General features: G+C 40.2%; 19 protein-coding genes. 14 read left to right on the plus strand and 5 right to left on the minus strand.

Going from position 1 to position 24,119, the window contains the following annotated elements:
- The first annotated feature begins 9 nt into the window (after positions 1–9).
- The 4 genes from glmM to priA are packed head-to-tail and all read left to right on the plus strand — an operon-like array spanning position 10 to position 5,383.
- A complete protein-coding gene (glmM, locus tag JEY82_RS09000) occupies positions 10–1,359 on the plus strand; it encodes a phosphoglucosamine mutase (RefSeq protein WP_304085092.1) in 1,350 nt (449 codons plus the stop codon).
- Positions 1,360–1,413: 54 nt separating this feature from the next.
- Positions 1,414–2,283, plus strand: coding sequence for a UTP--glucose-1-phosphate uridylyltransferase GalU (gene galU, locus JEY82_RS09005; RefSeq protein ID WP_304085093.1), 870 nt, complete (start codon positions 1,414–1,416; stop codon positions 2,281–2,283).
- The gene (locus JEY82_RS09010) at positions 2,274–3,029 is read left to right on the plus strand and encodes a hypothetical protein (RefSeq protein WP_304085094.1); all 756 of its coding nucleotides are present in this window, start codon (positions 2,274–2,276) and stop codon (positions 3,027–3,029) included. Before galU ends, JEY82_RS09010 begins: the two co-directional genes overlap by 10 nt.
- 11 nt (positions 3,030–3,040) lie before the next feature.
- The gene (gene priA, locus JEY82_RS09015; protein ID WP_304085095.1) at positions 3,041–5,383 is read left to right on the plus strand and encodes a primosomal protein N'; all 2,343 of its coding nucleotides are present in this window, start codon (positions 3,041–3,043) and stop codon (positions 5,381–5,383) included.
- Positions 5,384–5,389: 6 nt separating this feature from the next.
- Here priA and JEY82_RS09020 read toward each other — a convergent pair whose 3' ends face one another.
- Positions 5,390–6,424, minus strand: coding sequence for an STAS domain-containing protein (locus tag JEY82_RS09020; protein WP_304085096.1), 1,035 nt, complete (start codon positions 6,422–6,424; stop codon positions 5,390–5,392).
- Positions 6,417–7,166 (minus strand): Smr/MutS family protein, encoded by a 750-nt coding sequence (locus JEY82_RS09025; RefSeq protein ID WP_304085097.1) that lies wholly within the window; start codon positions 7,164–7,166, stop codon positions 6,417–6,419. Before JEY82_RS09025 ends, JEY82_RS09020 begins: the two co-directional genes overlap by 8 nt.
- Positions 7,167–7,519: 353 nt before the next feature.
- Here JEY82_RS09025 and JEY82_RS09030 point away from each other — a divergent pair, with 353 nt between their 5' ends.
- From JEY82_RS09030 to JEY82_RS09040, 3 genes are all read left to right on the plus strand, one after another.
- Complete coding sequence (locus JEY82_RS09030) at positions 7,520–8,281, plus strand: ABC transporter ATP-binding protein (RefSeq protein ID WP_304085098.1); 762 nt, start codon at positions 7,520–7,522, stop codon at positions 8,279–8,281.
- Between the two features lie 26 nt (positions 8,282–8,307).
- The gene (locus JEY82_RS09035) at positions 8,308–9,468 is read left to right on the plus strand and encodes a SufD family Fe-S cluster assembly protein (RefSeq protein ID WP_092161301.1); all 1,161 of its coding nucleotides are present in this window, start codon (positions 8,308–8,310) and stop codon (positions 9,466–9,468) included.
- A 192-nt stretch (positions 9,469–9,660) separates the two neighbouring features.
- Entirely contained in the window at positions 9,661–10,110 is a 450-nt protein-coding gene (locus JEY82_RS09040) for a metal-dependent hydrolase (RefSeq protein WP_304085099.1), read from the plus strand.
- Positions 10,111–10,128: 18 nt separating this feature from the next.
- Here JEY82_RS09040 and JEY82_RS09045 read toward each other — a convergent pair whose 3' ends face one another.
- The gene (locus JEY82_RS09045) at positions 10,129–11,220 is read right to left on the minus strand and encodes a glycosyltransferase (protein ID WP_304085100.1); all 1,092 of its coding nucleotides are present in this window, start codon (positions 11,218–11,220) and stop codon (positions 10,129–10,131) included.
- Positions 11,220–13,310, minus strand: a complete 2,091-nt coding sequence (gene sucD, locus JEY82_RS09050; RefSeq protein WP_304085101.1) for a succinate--CoA ligase subunit alpha — start codon at positions 13,308–13,310, stop codon at positions 11,220–11,222. Before sucD ends, JEY82_RS09045 begins: the two co-directional genes overlap by 1 nt.
- Positions 13,311–13,635: 325 nt before the next feature.
- On the opposite strand from sucD, the gene JEY82_RS09055 reads away from it, so the two are divergent.
- Together JEY82_RS09055 and JEY82_RS09060 are read left to right on the plus strand one after the other, a co-directional pair.
- The gene (locus JEY82_RS09055; protein ID WP_304085102.1) at positions 13,636–14,412 is read left to right on the plus strand and encodes a hypothetical protein; all 777 of its coding nucleotides are present in this window, start codon (positions 13,636–13,638) and stop codon (positions 14,410–14,412) included.
- Between the two features lie 15 nt (positions 14,413–14,427).
- Positions 14,428–14,922, plus strand: a complete 495-nt coding sequence (locus JEY82_RS09060; RefSeq protein WP_304085103.1) for a hypothetical protein — start codon at positions 14,428–14,430, stop codon at positions 14,920–14,922.
- A 13-nt stretch (positions 14,923–14,935) separates the two neighbouring features.
- Here the strand turns inward: JEY82_RS09060 and JEY82_RS09065 are convergent, their stop codons facing one another.
- Entirely contained in the window at positions 14,936–16,087 is a 1,152-nt protein-coding gene (locus JEY82_RS09065) for an HD domain-containing protein (RefSeq protein WP_304085104.1), read from the minus strand.
- 80 nt (positions 16,088–16,167) lie between these two features.
- Here JEY82_RS09065 and JEY82_RS09070 point away from each other — a divergent pair, with 80 nt between their 5' ends.
- The 5 genes from JEY82_RS09070 (at position 16,168) to JEY82_RS09090 (ending at position 23,979) form a co-directional block, all read left to right on the plus strand.
- On the plus strand, positions 16,168–16,857 hold the full coding sequence (locus JEY82_RS09070; RefSeq protein ID WP_304085105.1) for a TVP38/TMEM64 family protein: 690 nt from the start codon (positions 16,168–16,170) through the stop codon (positions 16,855–16,857).
- Positions 16,858–16,882: 25 nt separating this feature from the next.
- Complete coding sequence (locus JEY82_RS09075; protein ID WP_304085106.1) at positions 16,883–18,079, plus strand: Crp/Fnr family transcriptional regulator; 1,197 nt, start codon at positions 16,883–16,885, stop codon at positions 18,077–18,079.
- 1 nt (position 18,080) lies between these two features.
- Positions 18,081–19,217 carry a Crp/Fnr family transcriptional regulator gene (locus tag JEY82_RS09080; RefSeq protein WP_304085107.1) on the plus strand — a complete coding sequence of 379 codons (1,137 nt, stop codon included), beginning with the start codon at positions 18,081–18,083 and terminating at the stop codon, positions 19,215–19,217.
- 89 nt (positions 19,218–19,306) lie between these two features.
- On the plus strand, positions 19,307–20,230 hold the full coding sequence (locus tag JEY82_RS09085) for a biotin--[acetyl-CoA-carboxylase] ligase (RefSeq protein WP_304085108.1): 924 nt from the start codon (positions 19,307–19,309) through the stop codon (positions 20,228–20,230).
- 164 nt (positions 20,231–20,394) lie between these two features.
- Complete coding sequence (locus JEY82_RS09090) at positions 20,395–23,979, plus strand: PEP/pyruvate-binding domain-containing protein (protein WP_304085109.1); 3,585 nt, start codon at positions 20,395–20,397, stop codon at positions 23,977–23,979.
- Positions 23,980–24,119 lie beyond the last annotated feature (140 nt).

Below are 24,119 nucleotides of genomic sequence, written 5' to 3' on the forward strand. Positions count from 1 at the left end.
AGATCTTGGATGAGTAAACGTTTATTCGGAACTGACGGCCTGCGTGGTCAGGTTAATATTTTCCCGATGACACCTGATATTGCATTGAAACTAGGGCTTGCGTGCGGCCATTTTTTTAGAAATGGTAAGCAGCGTCACAAAGTTATTATCGGTAAAGATACAAGGCTTTCAGGGTATGTTTTTGAATCAGCTCTGACAGCAGGTCTTTGCGCCATGGGAATGGATGTTTTTCAGGTAGGGCCGATGCCTACTCCAGCCATATCTTTTCTGACACGTAACATGCGTGCGGATCTCGGAATTGTCATATCTGCTTCCCATAATCCATTTATGGATAATGGAATCAAGCTGTTTGATAAAAACGGTTTTAAATTACCTGACGAGCTTGAAGATCAAATTTCAGAAATGGTGCTTTCTGACAATCCTAACTGGGATTATCCTCAGTCTGAAAAGGTAGGCAGAGCTTTTAAGATTGAAGACGCCAGAGGCCGCTACATTGTTTACTTGAAATATAGTTTTCCGCAGGAAATGACTCTTAAAGGTATTAAACTTGTTCTTGATTGTGCCAATGGAGCTACTTATAGTCTTGGCAATATGTTTGAAGAACTTGGAGCTGAAGTCGTTACCATTGGTGATAAACCTAATGGTCTTAATATCAATGATAAATGTGGCTCATTATATCCCGAAGTAGTAGGACAAAGGGTTGTTGAAGAGAATGCAGATATCGGACTGGCCATTGATGGAGACGGTGATCGTCTGATCGTTGTCGATGAAAAAGGGCAGGTTCTTGACGGTGATCAGTTGATGGCAATGTGCGCTGCGGATCTTATGGAACGCGGAAAACTTGCTAAAAACATGCTTGTTGCAACCGTTATGAGTAATATGGCTCTTGAAAATTTCATGAAGGATCATGGCGGAACCCTTCTTAGAACTCCTGTCGGTGATCGTTACGTTATGGAAGCGATGCGGCGTGAAGGAGCAATTCTCGGAGGCGAACAGTCAGGTCATCTTATTTTTAGAGAATACAGTACCACCGGTGATGGATTGCTTGCGGCCCTTCAGTTATTACGTATACTCTGCGAAAAGAACAGGCCGCTATCTGAACTTTCCGGGTTGTTGAAATTGTACCCTCAAGCTTTGAAAAATGTGCATGTTAATCGTAAGGTCCCTTTTGAAGAGGTTCCTGCTGTGCAAGAAGCTCTGAAAAAAGTTGAAAAAGAACTCGGTGATAGAGGGCGTGTCCTCTTGCGTTATTCTGGAACAGAATCTGTAGCCAGAGTTATGGTTGAAGCAGAAGACAGTTCTAAGGTTGAACTTTATACTTCTGAACTTGCAGAAGTTTTAGAAAAGCATTTACGTTAAATTATTTGTTTGGTGTAAAAATATTACACTGAATATATTCAAGGAGTCCGATCAATGGTCATCAAAAAAGTTATTATTCCGGTTGCTGGTTGGGGCACAAGATCATTGCCTGCCACTAAAAATATTCCTAAGGAAATGCTCCCGATTTTCAGGAAGCCAGTTATACAGCATGTTGTTGAAGAAGCTATGACCAGCGGACTCACTGATGTTGTATTTATTACCAACCAGAATAAAAAAATCATCGAAGATCATTTTGATTATAACTTGAGCCTTGAAAACGTGCTTAAGCGGGCGGGTAAAACTGAGATTTTAGCTGAGTGCCGAAAAGTTGCTGAAATGGTTAATATTATTTCTGTTCGTCAGAAACAACAGCTTGGACTTGGACATGCCGTTCTTTGCGCTAAAGAAGTCTGCAAGAATGATCCGTTTGCCGTAATGGTTGGTGATGACCTTATGTTCGGTATGGAACCGGGTATTAAGCAGCTTATTGATGCCGCAAGAACTGAAAATATGGCTGTTGTCGGGGTTATCGAAGTCCCTGAAAATAAAGTCGATCGCTATGGTATTATTCAGGGTGAAGAATTTGCTCCTGGAATGTACAGAGTCCGCAGTCTTGTTGAAAAGCCTCCTGTCGGTCAAGCTCCGTCCCGATTGGCAATAGTTGGACGTTATGTCTTGCTGCCTGAGATTTTTGATCATCTTGAAAATCTTGAACCGGGTGTAGGCGGAGAAATTCAGCTTACCGATGCTTTGCAGTGCCTTGCTCAGGATAATAAGCTTTTGGCCGTGAAATTACGCGGGCAAAGATTTGACGCCGGCGACTGGGTTGATTATCTTACTGCGAATATTTATTTTGCTCTTCAGGACGAAGAGTTGCGTGATGATTTAGTAAAGAGATTGCGGGAGCTTTTGTCTTGTTCGTAAAAAAAACATCAGTTTTAATATTTGTCCTTGCCGTAAGCCTGCTTTGGTGCAGCGCGGCAAGGGCTTTTTTTCCGTCCGACACGGCTATAGATGAGGCATTGTATAAAAAATACGGTGCGTTAACCTCTTATGAGGCTGTTATTACTTTTCCCTCTGAGCCGGAAACAACGCTTACGATCCTTCGTGGGGATAATCATTGGAAGCAGACTTTTGAATGTAATACTGGCGGGAATGGAACTATTACCGCAAAGTCTGTCGGTCAATATTTTAAGACAGAAGCTCAGTGTCCTGTTGAAGGTAATCTTCCGTTTTCACTTTTACAGTTATGGATTCCAGATGATCCGACAAGTGAGTGGATAAGTCTCGGCGTGACCAATTCTTCAAGAAGTTACGGGTTTACCGATGATTCTCCAGCTTTTGTTTTCGGAGCAGAGCCGGGAGATGATTCTTCTCCGCAAGTCTTTTTTGATAATGAAAATTTCGCTCCTTTGAAGATTGTACTTGGTTCTTCAAAAGCAATTACCTTCGGCACATATACAAAATTTGCCGGTTTTATACTTCCTCATTCAGGTTCACTGATAGTTGAAGAAGAAACCGTTGATTTTAAAATTGAATGGCGTGGAGTTCGAAGAAAAATTTCTCCGGCTGTTTTTTCCGCCGCTGCGATTAAAAAAGATGCAGGTTGCGGTAAAGCAAGTGGTCATGTTTTTGATGTTTTGAAAAAATGTCTCAGCCTTAAACCGTAGTCGGAACAGAAATGTCTATACTCTGGCAGGCCTGCCTCGCCAGTCCGCCTTATTCAATTTATACTTATTCAGCGCCCGCAGATCTTCCTGAACTTCATGAAGGTCAGCGCGTGCTTGTTCCGCTTGGAAAATCAATCAGAGTTGCTTTTCTAATCGAAATACAGCCTATTCCTCCTGAAAATATTGAACTTAAATCAATAATTTGGCCTCTTGAAAAGAAGCCTCTTTTAAATTTAACTCATTTTCTTTTATATAGAAATATTGCTTCCAGACAATTGCAGCCACTTGGTAAAGTTTTAGAAAACGTTGTTCCTAAACGATTTAGAAGTGCTAAGTTGTCGTTCAAAATAGCTGACCGAGATTTCCCCACACGTTTGAAAAGCGTAGATCTCGCGCGCATGCCATTCGAATCCAGAATGAAACTTGTTCACATCTATAATGATGGAAGGATGAAAGTTTGTCTGCCGTCGTCTCTTGAAAAGGAAGAATATGTAAGTCTGACTATCGATCCTCCGTGGCCTGTCCGTCCTAATGCTGCACGTCAGTTGCAGGTTTTAGAGTATATTTATGAAAATGGACCTCGTGAAAAAGGTTTTTTAAAAATAGTTATGGGCGATTGGACGACAGGAGTTATCAATAAACTTCAGTCAGATTTGCTTTTGAAAGTGGGACCGCCTCCCGAAGAGGAACGTAATCCTGCTGAAAAATGTACGGTTACTTCTGCAGATTGGGCGTTTATTCCTACCGAACAGCAGAAGTCAGCTATTGAAGAGGTTGAATCAGCACTGGATAGTGACAAGCTTGAAGTTAAGCTTCTGCATGGAATAACCGGAAGCGGTAAAACGCTTGTGTATATGACTGCCGCTCGTAAATGTCTGGAACAGGGGCGTTCTGCTGTAGTTCTGGTACCCGAAATTGCACTTGCCTATTCTCTTTGGAATAGTATTTGTCCTTTATTTCCAGATGTAGAAAAATATTTGTATCACGGATATCAGACCCCTGTGCGCAAAGAGGCTATTTTCCGTGCTGTTTCTGGATCGCAGAATCCTGTTTTAATAATAGGCACAAGATCGTCGTTGTTCTTACCCGTTCAGAATCCCGGCTTGTTTATTGTGGATGAAGAGCATGACGAATCCTATAAACAGGAAGAGCGTCTTCCGTATCAAGCTAAAGAAGTTGCATATTTCCTTGCCCAAAAAACAAAAAGTTTATTGATATTAGGTTCGGCAACTCCAGATTTAAAGACTTTTTATGCAGCCCGGCAGGGCGCATTTAAGATGATCTCTATGGAGAGCCGGATTGGGAAAAGTGTGCTGCCGGAAGTGCGGGTTGTTGATACAAGTGCGATTAAGAATCCGGAACAACCATTCGCTTTGGAAACGGAAACGCGTTTAAAGGAAGTTGTGGAACGAGGCGAACAGGCTGTAATTATGCTTAATCGTCGCGGTTTTTCGCCTCTGATTTATTGCACGGATTGTGAAGAACCAATCAAATGTCCTCATTGTAATGTCAGCATGACATATCATAAAGGCCGAGAAAAACTTATCTGTCATTATTGCGGAAATGTTCATCGTTTTCCGCTTCCTTGTCCTATGTGTGGAGGCAGTCATCTACTCCCATTAGGTGGTGGAACAGAAAGACTTGAAGAGCAGGTCACAAAAGCTTTGCCGCCGGAAACTAAAATTTTACGAATGGATAGGGACAGTACTCGCAGACAGGAGCGACTCGAGGAGATTCTCAAGAGCTTTGCTAGGGGTGATGCTCAGGTTCTTGTTGGGACACAGATGCTGTCGAAAGGACATAACTTTCCCGGAGTCACTCTTGTTGTTGTTTCTGAGGGAGATCTCGGGCTTAATTTACCGGACTATAGATCTGCTGAGCGGACCTTTCAGCTGTTGGTTCAGGTCTCGGGCAGGGCGGGTAGAGGTGACAAACCCGGTGAAGTAATTATTCAAACTAGAAATCCTGAAAATCCGATTTGGAGCTCTGTTACTTCAGCTGATTACAATACTTTTTTTGAGCGGGAAATTGAGAAGAGACGAAAATTCAGATACCCACCGTTCACGAAATTAGCGTTGATCAGAATCAGTCATCCGCTTAATTGGGATGGGGAGGATTTGTGTCCTCCATTTTTTAATCAGACCAGAGAGGCGGCTACTAAAATCGGCCTGATGGCTATGGGGCCGGTTCCTGCACCGTTGTCTCAGCTTAAAGGGCGCAGGCGCTTTAATTGTCTGATTAAGTCGGAAGACTGGGTTAAAACCCGTGATCTGTATGCTGAAATGATGAGAAAGAATCCAGATAAGAAGAATATACGAATTACTCTCGATCTTGATCCCGTTAACATGCTTTAATTGTGGTCAGGGCTCAATATTAGTCTCATCAGTTATGCCGGGAAAATCTTCAAAAAAGGATGCTATTCCTGATTGATGAAAAAGCATCAGGGCTTCCGGTGAGATAGCCTTAATGAATAAATTTTGATCTGCGCATGTAAATATCCTGTTCAGATAAACTATTGATTCCAGCCCGTTGATTGATAGTGCCGTCGTTTTAGATAAATCCAGTCCAAGGTCTTTGTTTTTGTGAAGCATTTTTTTTCCCATTCTTCTAAGCTCGGGAACTATTCTGGAATTTAAGACCCCTGAAATTTTGATTATAGCCTGCTCCTTTTTGTCATCATAACTTATGGAGCTGGGTGCTGAACTTGAACATGATTCATCAATGCGCTTTAGTAAAAGAGCTTCTTGTTGGATCAGAATGAAAGATGAAATAATATTTCTAATCTTATCTTTAAATTTTGAGTTTTTTTCATCTTTTGGAGTGCAAATCAATAAACAATTGGGTATTTTTTTATAAATTTCAGGGATAAATTCTCTTAAATCATCAGGCGAAGCAGAGATTAAAATGATATCCGGCTTTAAACTGATGGCGCTGGAAATGATTGATTCTTTATGTTTTTCATCAAGACTGTCGGAAATTTTAAAGTTAGTAAATAAGTCCCATGAAAGAGGGACATAGCCATCGCGAACAAGAATATCAGTTTTTAATGCAGTGGTTGAAATATGAAGAAGACTAAGTCCATAATGCGCACAAATGAGCGCCACTTGTTCTGGAAATTCAAAATATTCCATGGGCATTTTAATGGTTCGCCCAATTTTTTCGGCCATTTTTGTTAAGGTAGAATCCGCCGCTAGAAACATGTCTGTTTCATCAAGTCTGTTAAGAGGGTTTCTACCATATTCTAAAAGCCACGGGGTGGATGCTGCAAAAATAAAATGCTTATTACCGGACGCAGCAAGTTCCCCTACAGCAACTAAAAGTTCATGGAAGTCCAGACTGTCAAAAGGGATTCCAAAAGCAACCCTGATTTGACGGGATTCAATGAAATTATTCATCCCAATTGATTCCTTTATCCCACTTTACCTTCCCTTTAACTTTTTTTTGTCTTCGCAGTAGAATATAGATAGCTCCAGTCCCGCCATCTTTGGGCTGTGCTGAGCAAAAAGCCAAAACAACACGGCGGAAAGGGTCGCGGGTAAGCCAGTCATGAATTTCTCTTTTGAGAACAGACAGACCTCCGGGAGAATTTTTGCCTTTGCCGGTAACAGCAAGTAAGCATCTGTGGCCTTGAAGAAATGATTCTCTAATGAAAAACATAAGGTTATCGAAAGCTTGCTCGGAAGTCATGCCGTGAAGGTCAATATGAGCTTCATGGTTGAAAGATCCCGCTTTCAGTTTTTGAAATATCTTTGAATCAATACCGCAAACATGTCCGAACATGAATTCTTCGGAATATTCGACGTCAAATTCTATATTTCCTGAAACCAGACTGCTTAAATATTCATTTCCATCATCTTGGGGAGATGGAACGGGAATTACCGGTTTAATTCGCTCAACTTTTACAGTTGAGTTATCCATCTTTTTCACTCCGGACATGGCATTTAAGAAAGCCATTTCCTCTTCAACCGGAGCTTCTTCCGGTTCTGTAATTGCTTCTGGTTCAGGTTTTTTCTTTAGTGATTCAAGAACCTTCCGAACAGACTTCGGTATCTTGAGATCTTCTTCTTTATCTTTATTATTGTCTTTGAATTTCATAGATTTTAAATCTGTAAACGATTTCATTCTGTTGTCAGCCATATTGTTTCTCCTGAAAAATTGAATGTTTAAATTAGTCATAATTTCAGGTTAAGTAAATCAATCTATGCCTAAAATATAAGTTTTTATTACTTCTAAACTTGACTTTTTTATTCTCGTGTCCATTTTTTGTTCATTGTGAAAAATATTTGAAGATTTTATTCTAATTAGATTTCATGTCTAAGTAATGTGATAAATATATCTTTTTAATATAAGTTCTCCAGTTGATTGTTATTGCGGGAAAAGCCTTTTTAATTCTGGACTTGAAAAGTTTATTTTATTAGCTCTTGAAAGCGTTTTTAATTTACTCAAATGATAATGCTTTTGACATTTCGCTTGTAAAGTGAGGGAACTCAATGCTTAAGATAGAAGACTTGCACGTCAAGATTGGCGACAAGGAGGTCATCACAGGCCTCAACTTACATATAAAAGAAGGGGAAACCTTTATCCTTTTCGGACCTAACGGATCTGGAAAGACTTCATTATTAATGACTCTTATGGGGTTCAGTAATTACGAAGTGACTAAAGGTAAAATTGTTTTCAAGGGCGAAGATATTACATACGCCCCCATTTATGAACGTGCCCGCCTCGGAGTAGGCATGTCATTTCAGCGTCCTCCCACCATCCATGGACTTAAAACCAGACATTTAGTTGAAATGTGTGGAAACGGTTCGAAAGTTGATGTTGAAAGGCTGGCTGAAAAAGTAAATATGAAAACTTTTCTTGACCGTGATATTAACTCCGGTTTTTCCGGCGGTGAAATAAAGCGGTCTGAGTTGCTCCAGTTGATGGCTCAAAACCCTGATATGCTTCTTTTTGATGAACCTGAATCCGGTGTTGATCTTGAAAACATGCACCTTATCGGTAAGATGGTCCGTACTCTCCTTGACGGCGAAATTCGCCCGGGAGTGGATCTTAGCATGAAAGAGCAGAAAGAAAGAGGCTCCAGAACTTGCGGACTTATTATCACGCATACCGGTCATATTCTCGACTATATTAACGCTGACCGTGGACAGGTCCTTTACAACGGACACCTCTGCTGTGAAGCCAGACCTCGCGACATTCTGGAACATATCCGTAAATATGGTTATCAAGAATGCGTTAAGTGCTTGAAGTAGAAGCATAAACTCCACGGAGGAACATTATGAAAAAAGTCGATCTCAATTTATATAAATTTGATGGCCTTGAACACGATGCCGTAGCTGATCTATCTACTTTAAATAATGAAGATAAAGAACAGTTACTCATGGCTGGTGTTGATGTAGATTCTGAAGAAACTAGTGGAACTTTTTTGCAAGTTGACCACTCAAATGTCCATTGTGATTCAACCAATAAAGACGTTGAAGTTATGGATATCAAAAAAGCTCTGGAAAAGTATGATGGTCTTCCAGATTATTATTTTAAGCTGATTGATCAAGATAAAGATGAATTTACAAAATCAGCCGCTGATAATCTTCACGGCGGATATTTCATACGCACTAAAAAAGGTGCAAAAATTAAAGCACCTGTACAATCATGTTTGTTCTTGAAGGCTGAGCAATCCGGTCAGAATATTCATAACATCATTGTTGTAGAAGAAGACTCAGAGATTCAGATTCTTACCGGTTGCGCTGCGGCACATAGCAAATTCACCGGAGCTCATTTCGGTATCTCTGAAATTTACGTGAAGAAAGGCGGCAAGCTAACCTTCACAATGGTTCATAACTGGGGCGAAAACGTCACAGTTCGTCCTAGAACAGCAGGGGTTGTTGAAGAGGGCGGAGTTTTTATTAATAATTACGTACTGCTCAAAAAAGTTAAAGATATGCAATCCTACCCGACCATTTATCTTAATGGTGAAGGAGCAGTTGCTCGTTTTAACTCTGTTTTGGTTGCACCTGAAGGTTCTCATCTTGATTCAGGTACCCGCATTATTCAGAATGCGCCAAATACAAGAGGCGAAATTATTTCCCGTACTATCACAACAGGTGGAACAATTATTTCCCGCGGCCATATTCAGGGGAATAATGCTCCGGCACGCGGTCATCTTGAGTGTCAGGGACTGCTTCTCGGTGGCGGGATAATTCACGCTGTTCCAGAGCTGGAAGCGACTGTGGAAGGCGTTGAGCTCTCTCATGAGGCTGCTGTAGGTAAAATTGCTCAGGAAGAGATTGAATACCTGATGGCACGCGGGATGGATGAGGACGAAGCGACTTCAACCATTGTGCGTGGGTTCCTGAATGTTGATGATATGAAGTTGCCTAAAAAACTTCAGATTGAAATTGACAAGCAGATTGCAGAACTTGATTCAAGTAACGCTATGTAATTTATCATTCAATATTGTTTTTATTAAAGTGTCTTTCCTTAGGGAGAGGCACTTTTTTTATGATTTAATAATCAAATTGGAAAATTCAACAAGAGCATGAATAGACAAGATCAAAAGTTTTCCATATAAAAATTAAACGTTATTCTAACTGCTTAAATTTATTGAAAAGTAAACATACTATTAGGAATTAAAATGCCCGGATATAGAGTACATATCAGCGGAGCGATTGTCGCTGGACTTTTGGTTCTTTTACTGTTGGTTAACATCGGAATGTATATTATTGATCCGCAGCAGGTTGCTATTTTGATAGTGCTGTGTGTTCTCGGCGCGCTTTTCCCTGATATTGATACAGATTCAAAGGGGAAACGGATTTTTTATTCGGGGATGCTGATTCTGTCGCTTGCGTTGATTTATTTTGAAGAATTTAGGTGGGCGGCATATCTTGGGGTTTTAGCCATACTGCCGGGGGTAAGCGCTCATCGCGGATGGACGCATACTTGGTGGGCTATGCTGTTAGTTCCCATGCCCATGCTGGTGTTACCTTATTATGTTTATGGTCAGCAGTTTCCAACTTTATTTCCATATTATGTTGCGTTTGTGACAGGATATTTCTCTCATCTGCTGCTGGATAAAGAGTTTTAAGCAAACTTATTGGAAGCTTTATTCTTCAATCAGGTCAATTAATTTTCCAAGAACGAGTGGAGTGTTGAATTTATTTAACACTCTTTCTCTACCCGCTTTACCCATTTTATTGCGTAATCCAGCATCTAAAATTAGTTTTTCAAGGGCAGATGCCAGCTGTGATGAATCTTTAGATGGAACAAGAATTCCGGTTTTACCGTTCTTTACTACTTCCGGATTGGAACTGATTTCAAAACCGACAACTGGTTTTTCAAGAGTCATGGCTTCAACAAGTGCGTAACCGAATCCTTCCCATAACGACGGCAGGCAGAATATATCTTGAGAAGCGTAGAACGACTTCATGTCTTCAATAAAACCTATAAAATCAACAACATCAGACACACCGCGTTTTGCGGAGTAGTCTTTAAGCTCCTTTTCCATTTCACCTTTTCCGGCGATTAGGATTCGGAAATTAAGCCCTTTCTTTTTAAGAATTACAGCTGCTTCAATCAGAAATTTTTGTCCTTTTTGGGCTGTCAGTCTCGCTGCATTACCAATGATTACTTCATCACCTAATCGAGTATAAATCCGTTCACTTGGCTGACTGTCAAACTCAGCCACATCGAAGCCGTTATGGATTAATCTGATTTTTGATTCGTCTATAAGATTCTTATTGTTGATAAGAACTGTGCGTTTGGTTTCAAGCGAATTAACGATTAAACGATCAACAACTTTTGAGAATATCTGTCTGTTGAGGAAACTGTTTTTGACAGAAACTGCAATTCCACGGCGATAAATAACCTTGGAAACACCTGCACATTTGGCTGCAAAACCACCGCTTTTAACGTCAGAGGGTAGGGCGGTGATAACCGTTTTTATGTCATTTTGCTGAAAAAAAGATTTAAGGCGTAGCATTATGGCTGGATTTAAAAACGAAAGATTGCCTATGGATTCACTGTGAAGAGTGATTCCCGGTTCGTTTTCTAATCTTTTTTTGAGTTCTGAGTTGTGATTTGTAACAACAAAAACTCGATATCCTTTGTCCCGCAGGAGCAGGGAAAAATGGTGATTCCATTTTTCCCCGCCGCCCCACGCTTTATTACTATTAAAAAAACAAACGTTTTGATTCACTATAATTTTATTCCGAGAGCGTCCGCTGTGAGCTGTGGAATTGATTCAAGGCTTGGGCAGACCGTGAAACCTGCTGAACGCATTTTTTCCAGTTTGCCTTGAACTCCGGTACCTTCCTGCAAAATTGCACCTGCATGACCGAGACGTTTCCCGGGAGGTGCGGTCTGCCCAGCAATAAAGGAAAGTACGGGTTTGTCAAACCCTGTTTTGATTACATAGTCAGCCAAATCCTGCTCAGCGGTTCCCCCGATTTCACCGAGAACCATGACAGCCTTGGTTTCATCGTGGTTACGCAGCATTTCGAACATATCGGCAAAAGTGGTTCCGATGTAAGAATCCCCACCGATTCCGACACTAAGTGATTGCCCGATTCCAACTTGGTTTAAGCGGTCGGCAACTTCATAGGTAAGGGTTCCGCTTCGAGAAAGGACAGCGACAGGTCCGGGTGAGAATGGTGTTGTCGGTAATATTCCTATTTTAGTCTGACCGGGAACGATCAGTCCGGGAGTATTGGGACCGACTACACGGGTTTTGCCGCCTTTTATCTGTTCAAGGACATTCAGCATTGAACTCTGAACAATGCCTTCAGTGATGCACACAACCCAGGGAATTTCACATGACGCAGCTTCCAGGATTGCATCGGTCGCAAGCTTGGGCGGCACGAAAATGATGCTCGCACCTATTTCGTGATGGAGTTGCGCTTCTTTTATGCTGTTATAAACCGGTACACCTAAAACTTCCTGACCGCCTTTAAACGGTGTTACTCCGGCAACAATGTTGCTTCCGTATTCGAGCATGAGCCGTGTGTGCAGACGTCCTTCCTGTCCGGTGATGCCCTGCACAAGTATGGGAGTGTCTTTGTCAATTTCAAAAATGCTTGAAGATTTGTATCCAACATCTACAGGTGTTGATTCCGGCATTGCTGAAATCGGTTCTGCAAATTCTATTACCGGAGCATTCGCTGGTTTAAGTGTCCGCAGAATTTCGACAGCTTCATTCATATTATGGGCACGATGCAGTTTGTCGCTGTTGAGATCTTTAAGGATTTTAAGCCCTATATCCGCGCTGTTGCCGGACATGCGGACCACTATAGGTTTTTCGGGTGCTTTTCCTCCAAGGGCGGCAACCAGTGCCTTGGCAACTAATTCGCAGGAAAGTATTCCTCCGAACAGGTTAATGAAAATTGCTTCAACCTGTTCATCCTTAAACAACAGCTCTAAAGCGGTTTCAATACGTTTTTGATCCGCTGCTCCGCCAAGGTCTAAAAAGTTGGCTGCCGGTAGCTTAGAGAAGTTGAGAGCATCCATTGATGCCATAGCGAGTCCTGCACCGTTGGCAATTAATCCTACCCATCCTTTTAGCGAAACAAAGCTCATTCCCGCATCACGGGCGATGTTTTCTTCACGGGTTGAATGCTCAGGCTGGTAAAAACGTTCGAAGGCCGGATTGATATCAACGATATTATCGTCCATTTCAATTTTACCATCGAGAGCGAGCAGTTTGCCGTATCCGGTTAAAGCCAGAGGATTGATTTCGGCAAGTAGTAAGCCGTAATCAATCATTGTTTTATATAAGTTGGTAACTATGGTATTGAAATCACCAAAAAGCTCTTTGGCCAGTCCGATGTGAAAAAATGCGGCTCTGATTTGATTCGGCTGCAATCCACCGGGTAGGCTTATTTCTTGGACCAGAAGGTTTTCAGGCCCCATATTTTCAATTTCAACACCGCCTTCACGTCCTACAGTCATTATAACTTTGCGGCGCTGTCTTGAAAGGGTGAGAGAAAGATAAAATTCTTGACGGATATCAACTGCCGGTTCTGCTCTGATAAAGGGAACTTTATTTCCTTTGATCTCCATTGATAAAATTTGACGAGCAGTTTTTTCATACTCTTCCCGTGAATCTACTTTTTGAATTCCACCAGCTTTACCACGTCCCCCGACCGGGACCTGTGCTTTTAGAATCCAAGGTAAAGGAAAGTAGGGTTCTAATGCGGGAAGATCTTTCAGGGTTATTTTGACACCTGTCGGAACAGGAATTCTGGCGGCCTCTTTAAGTAGTGTCTTGCTGAGATGTTCATTGAGCAGCATAATCCCTCCAGCACGGCTACGGTTATAACTTCAAGAGTTAATTTAAATTAATAATCTCAGGCAAAAGACATTAAAGCAGAATGAAGATGGTTAACAAAGTAAATCTGCTAGAATATCAATGAGTTTGCTCTGAAACATTTTTCAGATGAGACTAATGCCAATAGCGTATAATGCAAATATATGGCACTCTCAAGTTTAATTGATAAATACTATTCTGTTTTTTTTTACTAAACAGGTAACGATGTATATATTATGCAGGTTCAGGCCCTAATTAATTAATTTGTGATGATTAAATTTTATTGCGAAAAGAGTTCAAGGATAAAAAATGGCAGCTTTTAAAGATTTATCAAATGCACTGGCAGATGAAGTCTTAAACGACATGGCAGATAACTTTTTCGGGGCAAGAAAAGATATCGATGATGCCATTGAGTATTTTGAATCTTTGTCAAAACAGCTTTTTGAAAATGTGGATGAGATTTTTGAATCATGTGCTTTGCTTCAAAAAGTCTGTCTTGGTGAAGCTGGATATAAAGAGTTTTGGAATTTAGCCGGAATTAATCCTGAGTTTTATAATTTTCCTGAGCAGACAGAATGTTCTTCTTTTGATGACACACCTTCATTTTCACTGACAAATAAAAGTAAATATAATAAGTGGGTAAGCATTGCATATCATCAGCTTGCCCGTCGTATAGAAGCTTATATGAACGGATTAATTACTGATAATGAAGCGAATCACGGTCGTAAAATGAGATCCTTAAACCGCATGGATTTTTATCTTTTTGCTGAGGATATTAATCGTAAAATCGATAAGGTTAATAAAAATATATCACCTTCTGATGTACTTAAGTTTACAAAATCACTTGATCCGGAAACAGTAGTAAAAGAAAATATCACCGGATGTGTGGGGCCGGATTGTTCCGCCATAGACAGTCAAATGGCTTTTAAGCCTATTGTGATTGAAGAGCTGGGTTTACCGGAGTTTCCTGATTTACCTGACGGTAAACACACACCTCCTTTTATTCAGGATTTTTGTTCACAAATGTATTCAAAGAATAAGTCGCAAGTGAAAGAATTGTTAGAGCAATTACAAAAAAGCATTTAATTCAGGAGATTTCAGATGAAAAAAGTATTTATTCTATTTGTTTTCGCTCTGGCGATATCTTGCTTGTCCCTATCCGCTTTTGCAGAGTCTGAAATGGCTGTTCCTGATGTTAAATCAAAGCCGATAACTGTAAGTGATAAGGCTGAAAATCTTAATAAAAAAGAAGGTGTTGCTGTAATAGTAGAGCATTCTGGAGATGATGAAGTTGGTGGTACTCTGGCTTTAAAGTTAAAGGAAAACTTTAGGAAATCAATGTTGTTCCGATTAGCTGATAAAAAGCAAAAATCAGTAAGAATTAAAGTTGTTTCAAGTAGTGAATTTAGTGAACGTCCTGAAATAGGTTCGATTTATGCTGTGATCTGGACATTTGCAGCGAGTGAAGATGTCGTTCCATTTTATCTTGATAAACGCATAGGCACTGTGAATGCTTTAAACGTTGAAACTACTGCGGCTAAATTAATGAACACAACTGATAAAATTGCGACTCAATATAAATTTCTATTTGAATAGTCTTTCAATATTATCAGGTAGTAATCCCGGATGAAATCTTTTGAGCACGCAAACTTCTAAGCTTTTCTCCTGACTCTTTGCCTAAGTTTCGATCTTGTTCCGGTAGGCTGACTTTTAATATCTCAGCCAGATTGGTCATTGCGTTTGCCATTGTATCTTCATTTTTGTCTGCGCGGCAAAGATCTCTCATGTTTTTCACTAAATCATTCTTGTGGAGTTTTATAAGCAGATCTACTTTTGTGGCCGGCCGTAGCTCTTTATAGTTTCCTGCTTTCATATGCAGTTCTGCCGCTAACTCTCCGGCTTTTATATATTTGTTCGGAAGAAGCAGCCTCTTGCTGAGTTTAGATGTTAGGGTGATTCCTTTTATATCGTGTCCGTGGTGAGCCGGCAAAAGTTCTGTTGGAGTTAAAATTTTGCCGAGATCGTGACACATGGCCATCCAGCAGGTGATCGGATTTCCGGCTACTTTATCCATAATTTCGGAGATATGCCCCAGTACAGATTTGTCATGAAATTTCGGAGGTCCAGCGATGATTTCATCTGAACCGGAGAATTCAGTAAACCATGGTTCAAAGCAATTCGCGGCCTGAAGAGTTCTCACAAAATTGCCCGGTTTGTCACTTTTGAGGGCTTTAATTAATTCTACTCCTATTCTGTCAGGAGCTATGTTTGTCAGCCACCCTTTTTCAAAAGCTTCCCGCATGCCGGTGATCAGGTCCGGGTGAGCTGTAAAGTCTGGAAATCTGGCCAGAAATGTTGCGGCGCGAAAAACTCTTAACGGGTCTGATTTAAATGTTTCTGCGAATGCAGGCCGCAGTGTTTTAGAATATAAATCTTCGAGTCCGTTAGGGTGGGCATACAGTTCTCCATCCTCGTCCAGAGCGAAGCCGTTTATGGTGAAATCTCTTGCAGACAGGTCGAGATCTATTGTTTCTTCGACCGTTTGTCCTGTTATTCTGGGAAAGGAGAATTCAAATCCTTTCTGGAAAAATATTTCATAGGATTTGCCGACTGGCTTGGCATATGGGAATTCTTTTTTAAAGTCCTCAACAGAACCGGACGCAACTAAGAAATCAAAATCATTCGGTGTTTTTCCTAGGAGTAAGTCCCGGACTGAACCTCCGACCATTAAAATGGATAATGTTTTTTTCTTATTTTTCATATTGTTGTTTATTCTATTCTATATGTAATAAAAGATTAAGAAAACTTGCCAAAATCAATAGAGATGATATCTTATGGGGAATGAAAAACAAAATATTAATATTCATATTGTTGTTGGCAGGAGTTTTTCTCTTTTTTGCCTTTGATTTTGATAGGTTCTTAACCTTGGATTATTTGAAAAGTTCAAGGCAGGAATTTCAATCTTTTTATGAGCTGTATCCATTCGGTTCAATCTTTAGTTTTTTTGTTATTTACGTTGTCATTGTAGGGCTTAATTTGCCGGGGGCCGCCGTACTTGGTCTTGCCGGAGGAGCCCTTTTCGGTTTTACCGTTGGCGTGGTTACCATCTCTTTTGCCAGCTCTATAGGGGCGACAATTGCCTGTTTTTTTTCGCGCTATTTATTTCGGGACTATGTTCAGCGTAGGTTTGGAGATAAGCTGGAAAAAGTCAACAACGGAATAAAAAACGAAGGAGCATTCTATCTATTCACAATGCGCCTTATTCCGGCTATTCCTTTTGTTGTAATTAATCTCGTGATGGGACTTACTCCCATGAGACTCCGGACTTTTTATTGGGTCTCTCAGATCGGAATGCTGCCCGGAACAATGGTTTTTGTGAACGCCGGAAAGGAGCTTGGTAAAATTTCGTCTGTATCCGGTATTCTTCAACCTAGTTTAATAATTTCTTTTATTATATTAGGTCTGTTTCCACTTTTTGTCAGAAAAGCAGTTAGTTTCGCAAAAGAACGAAGTATTAATAAAATAACTTAATTTTAATAAGGATATTTATTAAAATATGGCTAGATCTCCCTTAACGTCTATAACGACAAAGACGTCTCCTACTATCCGGAATTATCATAAAGGTAAGGTTATTTTCCATGAAGGACAGGAAAGTAAAGTTGCTTATATGATTAAATCCGGTTCAGTTAATGTTTTTAAAAATATTGATAATAAAAAAACAGTATTAATGACTCTTCATCGTGGTGATATTTTTGGAGAAATGTCATTGCTTGCGAACGAAAAACGTTCTGTAAGTGTTGAGGCTGCAAGCTATTGTGAATTAGTTCCTTTGACTGAGGATATCATGAATAGGCTGCTTGATGCCTCTCCTGTAACTATTAAAAAAATAGTTGAATTGCTTGCTGAGCGGGTTTTACGTGTAGATAATGAAGCTGTTACTGTTGCCGAAGGTGGGCCGTTTCTTTCATTGGCTACAATATTAGACCTTGCTTACAAGGATTATGCGTATATTCCGCGAGATAAGAAGCGCGAAATAGAAAATTATGAGATGGGTCTTTCAGTAAAGTCTTTTACGGAAACAGTGAAAAGTCTCGCTGTGTTTTCTACAATAGAAATTGATTCTTTTCTCCATACAATTTTTAAATTTAGACTGATTGATATTAAATCGAAGCAAAGGAGCGGTAAAAGTGCTTTTGTTGAAAGATATATCAAGATACCAGATTTTAATGAATTTATGTCATCTTTAAGAAAATTGTATTCAGAGGTCAAAGAGCTTGGGGCTGATGTTGAATACAAGATGAATTTTATGACTTTTTCCGATCTTGCAGTCCGAACAGGAAGTCGACCTGAATTTATTTATAACAAAGTTATGAAAGAAGAGTTCCCTGAAAATTTATTGTTTTTTAATAGAGCAAAAGCAATAAACTGGAGTAAGGATAAAGAACCTGATTTTTTTAAAAAATTTAAACGGCCTAAAAAATCCTTGAATGAAATTGATAATGTTGATGATTTTGTTTTTATTGATAATCCTACGTTACAAATAGCGTTGAAAGATTTTAATTATTATAAAATATCTGTTCTTTATTCTGCTGCCGATGAACAAAATAAAAAGAAAATTGTGCTGAATATAAATAGAAAACAAGCTGGAATTCTTCAGTCTGAACCGCCTGCCGCTCGTGATGTAAGCGATTTAGAGGTTCTGGAGTGTTCAGATGAAGTGATAGATATTATTAAAAAATTAAAAGGGTTATAGAGTGAGTTCTTTAAAACCTAAAACGATAACTTTTTCAAAGGGTGATGTTATTTTCCGTGAAGGCGACATGGGAAATGTTGCCTATATTATTACCAAGGGTACTGTTAATATTGTTAAACAAATCCATGGTGTTAATAATGTTTTAGCAACACTTGGTTCGGGTGAAATTTTTGGAGAAATGGCTATAATATCAAAGAGTCCTCGAGTTGCCGGGGCGGAAGCTGAAACAAGTTGTACTTTGATGGTTTTAACTGCCAACCTGATTATGACCTTGCTTAAAAAGAGCCATCCAACTGTATTTCATCTCACTCGGGTACTGGCCTCAAGACTTGCTACCGCTAATAAAAATATAATTGAAAACAGAAGTGGCAATATCTGGATGACCATGTGCCGTCTTCTTGATCTTAAATTTAGAATATTTACGAATTCTCCGGAACAAGATAAAGAGGTTGGAGTTAATTATAAAGATTTTTGCTATGAACTTAGCAGCATAATAAATATTTCAGAATCAGAAATAGAAAGGATGATTACTGCTGCTTGTTCTTTTAATCTTATAACAAAAAGTAAAATGGTAAGCAGAGTTTATCTTGCTATCAATGATCCTGAACACTTTTTGGAAGTGACAGAAAGTTTGTCTAATGATGTTAATAAGTTCAGAGGGAAGATCTGTTACACCGAATACGTTGATATTCATGACTTTTCTAAGCTGTTCGATTCTCTTCCAGATCTGATTTATAAAAAAATAGGTGTTGGTGATTTTCCTGAAGATATTTGTGTCTTACACAAAGGCGCAACATACAAATGGGCTAAAAAGAAAGGAGATGAATATTTTCTGGAAACCAAACGTAAACGTAAGTCCATTGAAGAGTTAGAAAATGTTAATGATATCGTTTTTGTTGATATTGGAACTTTAAAGCAAATTTTCAGCAGGCTTGGTTATTATAAGCTGGGTATATTATTGGCAATTGCCGCAGAAGAAGGCAGAGACCGGATATTAGCAGCGATTTCTTCAAAGATTGCAAACGCTATTACTAAAGAATCAAAAGGTTTAGACGCTATTGATCAGAACGAAGCTGATGAAGTGGAAGAAGAATTACTTGATATGATCAGAGAAGTTAAATTAGGTAAAAAGGAATAGTTTTGAAATGGCGAAACATTTCTTATAGTAAGTTAAAAACAACAGTGTCAACTCTTGCCAAAAAACCTTAGTACATGAGATAATAAGCTATGATTAAAAGAATTACCATTATCAGCGGAAAAAAAGACAGTCCTATTCCTAAAGTAACTCCTGAGCAACTTTTTCAGGCTCACCCTCTTTGGGCAAGAGATATCGAGCACTTCAGTCCATGGAATAGTGAAGATGCTGAATATAGAACTTATTCCACTTGGTTATCCGGGGCTAGAGCCGGTAGACCTATAGCTATTTGTGGTTCCTGTATTTCAAGTATAGATGTCGCTTGGCGTCTTAATGCTCTTGAAGATCTGCCCGAATGGGGAAGTGTTCTGGCTGTTGAGCAGAATACAGGACGGGGCCAAGTCCGAAGAGAATGGATATCCCCTCCCGGTAATATTTATGGTACCATTAAATGGCCGTCTCTTCCTACTGGCGCTCCTGGAGAAGCCCGGCCTGTATGGACCAGAATTTTACCTCTTATCGTTGGTTATCTTGTCTGTGGTGCTCTTAAAGATATCGGAATTGAAACGCAGCTTAAATGGCCCAATGATATTCTGAAAGACGGCAAGAAAATCGGCGGAATTCTTATCGAAGAGCGTGGTTCAGTTATTATGGTCGGCATAGGTTTAAATACTGCGTCTGCTCCGCAAAGAGACAAGCTTCGTCCTGATCATGCTGTTACTGCTACAAAAATTAATACTGACGATATGCAGCTCGGACCTTTGGAAACTTGGATTCAGCTGATAGATTATTTTAAAAACCAGTTTGATGCGATTGTTTCAACACAGGATCCTGAAGATTTTCTCAAAACACTGGCTGATCAACTGGTTTGGTTCGGTGAAGAAGTAAGAATTGTGGATGGCCCGAAAGAAGTTTCAGTAGGACGCATATGTGGACTTTGTCCTGATGGCGGTCTTATTATTGAGAAGGATGGAGTTAAACATGAGGTTTATTCCGGAAGTGTAATGCCTATCTAGTTTTTATTATTATACCTCTGTTTTTTGGTTAAAATAGAGTGTATATATGAAAAAGTTACAATTTAAAAATATAATTCTTAAAATTAAACACCTTATATTAAGCGGAATTTTTAAATAATTATTTCGCAGGCACAATCTTTATCTAGTTGTGTAAGGAGTAAATGATGGCAGGTAAAACGGAAGAAACTGGTACTGCTAAAAAAGTAGAAACCGAAACTCCTAAGAAAAGTCAGGCTGTAAAACAACTTGAACAAAAGATGGTTTTAGCAGGTTCTGATATTGTAAAAATAGGAGAAGATGCGGAACTTTTAGTTGGCGGCAAAAACTATAATACTGCTCTGATCAGTCAGGTTGACGGTATTAGATCTCCGCAGTTCCGGGCAATTTCTTCTTTGGCTTTTCATCAATTACTGGATGAAACCAAGGTTCACGCAAGTGTTGTAAGGGCTGTTGTAGACAGTCAATATAATGCTGTTGATTGGAATAGTGAAAGCGTTAACAGTGATTCCGAATTTATACAGAATTTTGTTCGTTCGATTGCCTTTGTAATTAAAGAGGAAGCTCAAAAACATTCCGAAACTTTAATTCAACTAAGAACTTTCATTAATAACGTTGTTGAAGGATTTGCGACTTCTCCTGAAGGCATTGATCAATTGCGTAAAAGGTCTGTTCTGGTTCAAAGTGCGATCCTTTCAGTTGAGCTGCCTAAAGAAGTAGATGAAGCCGTCAAGTTCGCCTATTTATCTATTTGTAAAGATGCCGGGCTTGAGAATGAGCCTGTGGCTGTAAGATCCTCAGCAGCAGGGGAAGATAGCCGTAAAAAGGCTTTTGCCGGACTTCAGGATACTTACTTGAATATAGTCGGAGAAGATAATTGCTCTGAAGCTTATCATTGGGATTGTGCTTCCGCATACAACCTCCGCAGTATGACTTATCGTCGTGAAGCAATTCTTGATGCTGTAACGCTTGCTGAAAATACCGGAGATGCGTCTATCGCAGAAATAGCCAAGAAAGAATGGGCTATTGAGAACACATCTCTGTCGGTTTGCATTATGCGTATGATCAATCCTGTCATATCCGGAACAGCGTTCAGTGCTGATACTGCGACAGGGTGCCGTGGAACAGATCGAAAAGATCTTGTTTCCATTGATGCAAGTTACGGTCTCGGAGAAGCTGTTGTCGGCGGAATGGTTACTCCTGATAAATTTTATGTTTTCCAGCGTGATGACGGTTCTGAAGTCGTTGTTCGTAATATGGGAAACAAAGACAAAAAGATTGTTTACAGTGAGAAGGGCGGTACTAAAGTTGAAAAGGTTCAGCCTAATGAAATTTTCCGCTGGGCTTTATCACTTGCACAGGCTGAAGAAGTCGCCAAAGGTGTCCGCTCAATAAGTCATGCTTATGGTGGTATGATTATGGATACTGAATTCTGTCTCGACGCATCGGATCGTTTATGGTTTGTGCAGGCTCGCCCTGAAACTCGCTGGAATGAAGATTTTGAACAGCATCCGGATACAATCTTCATGCGCAGACTGGAAGTTGATCCCAAGGCTTTGGTTTCAGCAGAAGTTCTTCTCGAAGGTAACGGAGCTTCTCGCGGAGCCGGTCAGGGTACTGTTAAATATCTGCGTTCAGCCCTTGAGCTTAATAAGATTAACAAAGGTGATATTCTGGCCGCAGCTCGTACCGACCCGGACATGGTGCCGGGAATGCGTATTGCCGCGGGTATTATGGCTGATGTCGGTGGTGACACCAGTCATGCCGCGATTACTTCCCGTGAACTCGGAATTCCCGCAATCATCGGTATTCAGCGTCTTGAAATTCTTCGTTCACTTGATGGACAGGAAGTCACTGTCGACGGTTCCAGAGGTAAAGTTTATCGCGGACTGCTCCCGTTGCGTGAAGTTGGCGGTACAATTGATACCTCTAAGCTTCCTGCTACCAAGACCAAAGTCGGGCTTATCCTTGCTGACGTGGGTCAATCACTATTCCTTTCACGCCTCAGAGAAGTTCCTGATTTTGAAGTGGGCTTGCTGAGAGCTGAATTTATGCTTGGTAATGTAGGTGTCCATCCATTGGCCCTTGAAGCTTATGATAACGGAGCTCTTGATAAGTTAATTCAGGATAAACTTGATGAACTTGATGCAAGACTCACTGCTGTTATGAGATCTCAGCTTGATTCAGGTCTTATTTCTTTGAATATTAAGCTCAGGGAATATGTAGGGGCTCTTACCGGGCTTGCTGATGAAATGGATGCGCTTGCCAGCGGTGAAAATGCCAGAGGAACTGAAGAAGTTCTGGCAATGCATCGCAGGCTCAGAGAGCTTGATAAAAAATTAGATAATTATTTGATGCACGGCGCAGAAAGTCTTTATATTCTGAAGACTTCTGTTAAAATTGAAGAGCATGTTAAAGCTGTTTTAGGACTCCAGCACGGTGTTGAAGAAAACGCAGATTCACGCTTTATCTATAGACGTTCCGAGTCTTCTGATGAAATCTCAGAGATGTTGGAACAAGCTGTCAAGAATCCGATTGTTATTGAACTTAACGAAAAAATTAAAGCTTTACGTGAAGAAGTTGCTCGTAAGATGGGACTTAAGTCTGAAATGGACGAGGTTCGCACCTTAAGAAAGCGTATTTTTGAACTTCTCCAGTCTCGCGGACTGCGTTCAGGTAAAGAAAACTATATTCAGACCTTGTCGCAAGGACTTGCTTTGTTCTCGATGGCTTTTTACGGCAAAGACATCATTTACAGAACCACAGATTTTAAAACAAACGAATATCATAACCTGCTTGGCGGACTTCTTTTTGAAAACCATGAAGACAATCCGATGCTTGGATATCGTGGTGTTTCCAGAGATGTCCATGATTGGGAGCTTGAAGCTTTCAAACTGGCAAGAGGTGTTTTCGGTGGAAAGAATCTTCATCTGATGCTTCCTTTTGTTAGAACAATTGAAGAAGCCCGGAGTATGAAACGTTACCTTGCTCAGGTTCATCATCTTGAATCAGGAAAGGATGATTTGAAGCTTATCCTGATGGCGGAAATCCCAAGTAATGCAATTCTCAGTAAAGAGTTTATTAAAGAAGTTGATGGTTTCTCCATCGGCTCGAATGATATGACTCAGCTTGTTCTCGGAACAGACAGAGATAATTCCAGGTTGCAGCATATTTATGACGAAGAAGATCCTGCGGTAGTATGGGCGATTCTTTCGACTATCTTCACGGGGCAGAAATTCAGTAAGAAAATCGGTTTCTGCGGTCAGGGAGTCTCGAATAGTGTCATCCTGCGCGGGGTTGTTTGCATTGCCGGTATTGTTTCCGCATCTGTTGTGCCTGATACTTATCTTCAGACAAAGCTGGATATGGCTGCTGTAGAAGCTGAAAACATTAAGGTTAGCGAACTTGGTAAGTGGATAAATGCAAGACATTTTGAACGGCTCGCTAAGTTGATGGAAGGAAATGGATACGGTCATATTATTAAGAAATATAAAACTCCTGAAGATCTCGAAGATTGGTATGAAGGTGAAATAAGAAGACTTAATGAACAGCTTCGTGACAACATAGATACTCCTAAGGAAGATTTTTACAGACAGGAAATGAACGCTTTCCGCGGAACATTTCATAAACCTGTAATTTATTCCGCATGGAATTGGTCACAAACAGTCGAAGATGCAATGCATCATGCCGGGTTTGCTACTTTTGAAGAGCAGGAAGCGGCTCTGAAAAAACAGTATTCCAAGAAGTGGTAAAGTTATATTAATCAATTAGCAGGACTGATTCAGTTAAGTATCGGTCCTGCTAACTGATATTTGTATGTTCTTTGGGGTGTTAAGGAGCAAGCCTTGACAGAAAAGGTGGGCAAAGGCATATTTGCGACATAACAGGAGCC

Source organism: Maridesulfovibrio ferrireducens, from assembly GCF_016342405.1.
Lineage (GTDB): Bacteria > Desulfobacterota > Desulfovibrionia > Desulfovibrionales > Desulfovibrionaceae > Maridesulfovibrio > Maridesulfovibrio ferrireducens_A.

Bases quoted from the DNA above. Each gene is read 5' to 3' on its own strand.
- glmM (WP_304085092.1), top strand. From the start codon at position 10: ATGAGTAAACGTTTATTCGGAACTGACGGCCTGCGTGGTCAGGTTAAT.
- galU (WP_304085093.1), top strand. From the start codon at position 1,414: ATGGTCATCAAAAAAGTTATTATTCCGGTTGCTGGTTGGGGCACAAGA.
- priA (WP_304085095.1), top strand. From the start codon at position 3,041: ATGTCTATACTCTGGCAGGCCTGCCTCGCCAGTCCGCCTTATTCAATT.
- JEY82_RS09020 (WP_304085096.1), bottom strand. From the start codon at position 6,424: ATGAATAATTTCATTGAATCCCGTCAAATCAGGGTTGCTTTTGGAATC.
- JEY82_RS09025 (WP_304085097.1), bottom strand. From the start codon at position 7,166: ATGGCTGACAACAGAATGAAATCGTTTACAGATTTAAAATCTATGAAA.
- JEY82_RS09030 (WP_304085098.1), top strand. From the start codon at position 7,520: ATGCTTAAGATAGAAGACTTGCACGTCAAGATTGGCGACAAGGAGGTC.
- JEY82_RS09035 (WP_092161301.1), top strand. From the start codon at position 8,308: ATGAAAAAAGTCGATCTCAATTTATATAAATTTGATGGCCTTGAACAC.
- JEY82_RS09040 (WP_304085099.1), top strand. From the start codon at position 9,661: ATGCCCGGATATAGAGTACATATCAGCGGAGCGATTGTCGCTGGACTT.
- sucD (WP_304085101.1), bottom strand. From the start codon at position 13,310: ATGCTGCTCAATGAACATCTCAGCAAGACACTACTTAAAGAGGCCGCC.
- JEY82_RS09055 (WP_304085102.1), top strand. From the start codon at position 13,636: ATGGCAGCTTTTAAAGATTTATCAAATGCACTGGCAGATGAAGTCTTA.
- JEY82_RS09060 (WP_304085103.1), top strand. From the start codon at position 14,428: ATGAAAAAAGTATTTATTCTATTTGTTTTCGCTCTGGCGATATCTTGC.
- JEY82_RS09065 (WP_304085104.1), bottom strand. From the start codon at position 16,087: ATGAAAAATAAGAAAAAAACATTATCCATTTTAATGGTCGGAGGTTCA.
- JEY82_RS09070 (WP_304085105.1), top strand. From the start codon at position 16,168: ATGAAAAACAAAATATTAATATTCATATTGTTGTTGGCAGGAGTTTTT.
- JEY82_RS09075 (WP_304085106.1), top strand. From the start codon at position 16,883: ATGGCTAGATCTCCCTTAACGTCTATAACGACAAAGACGTCTCCTACT.
- JEY82_RS09085 (WP_304085108.1), top strand. From the start codon at position 19,307: ATGATTAAAAGAATTACCATTATCAGCGGAAAAAAAGACAGTCCTATT.
- JEY82_RS09090 (WP_304085109.1), top strand. From the start codon at position 20,395: ATGGCAGGTAAAACGGAAGAAACTGGTACTGCTAAAAAAGTAGAAACC.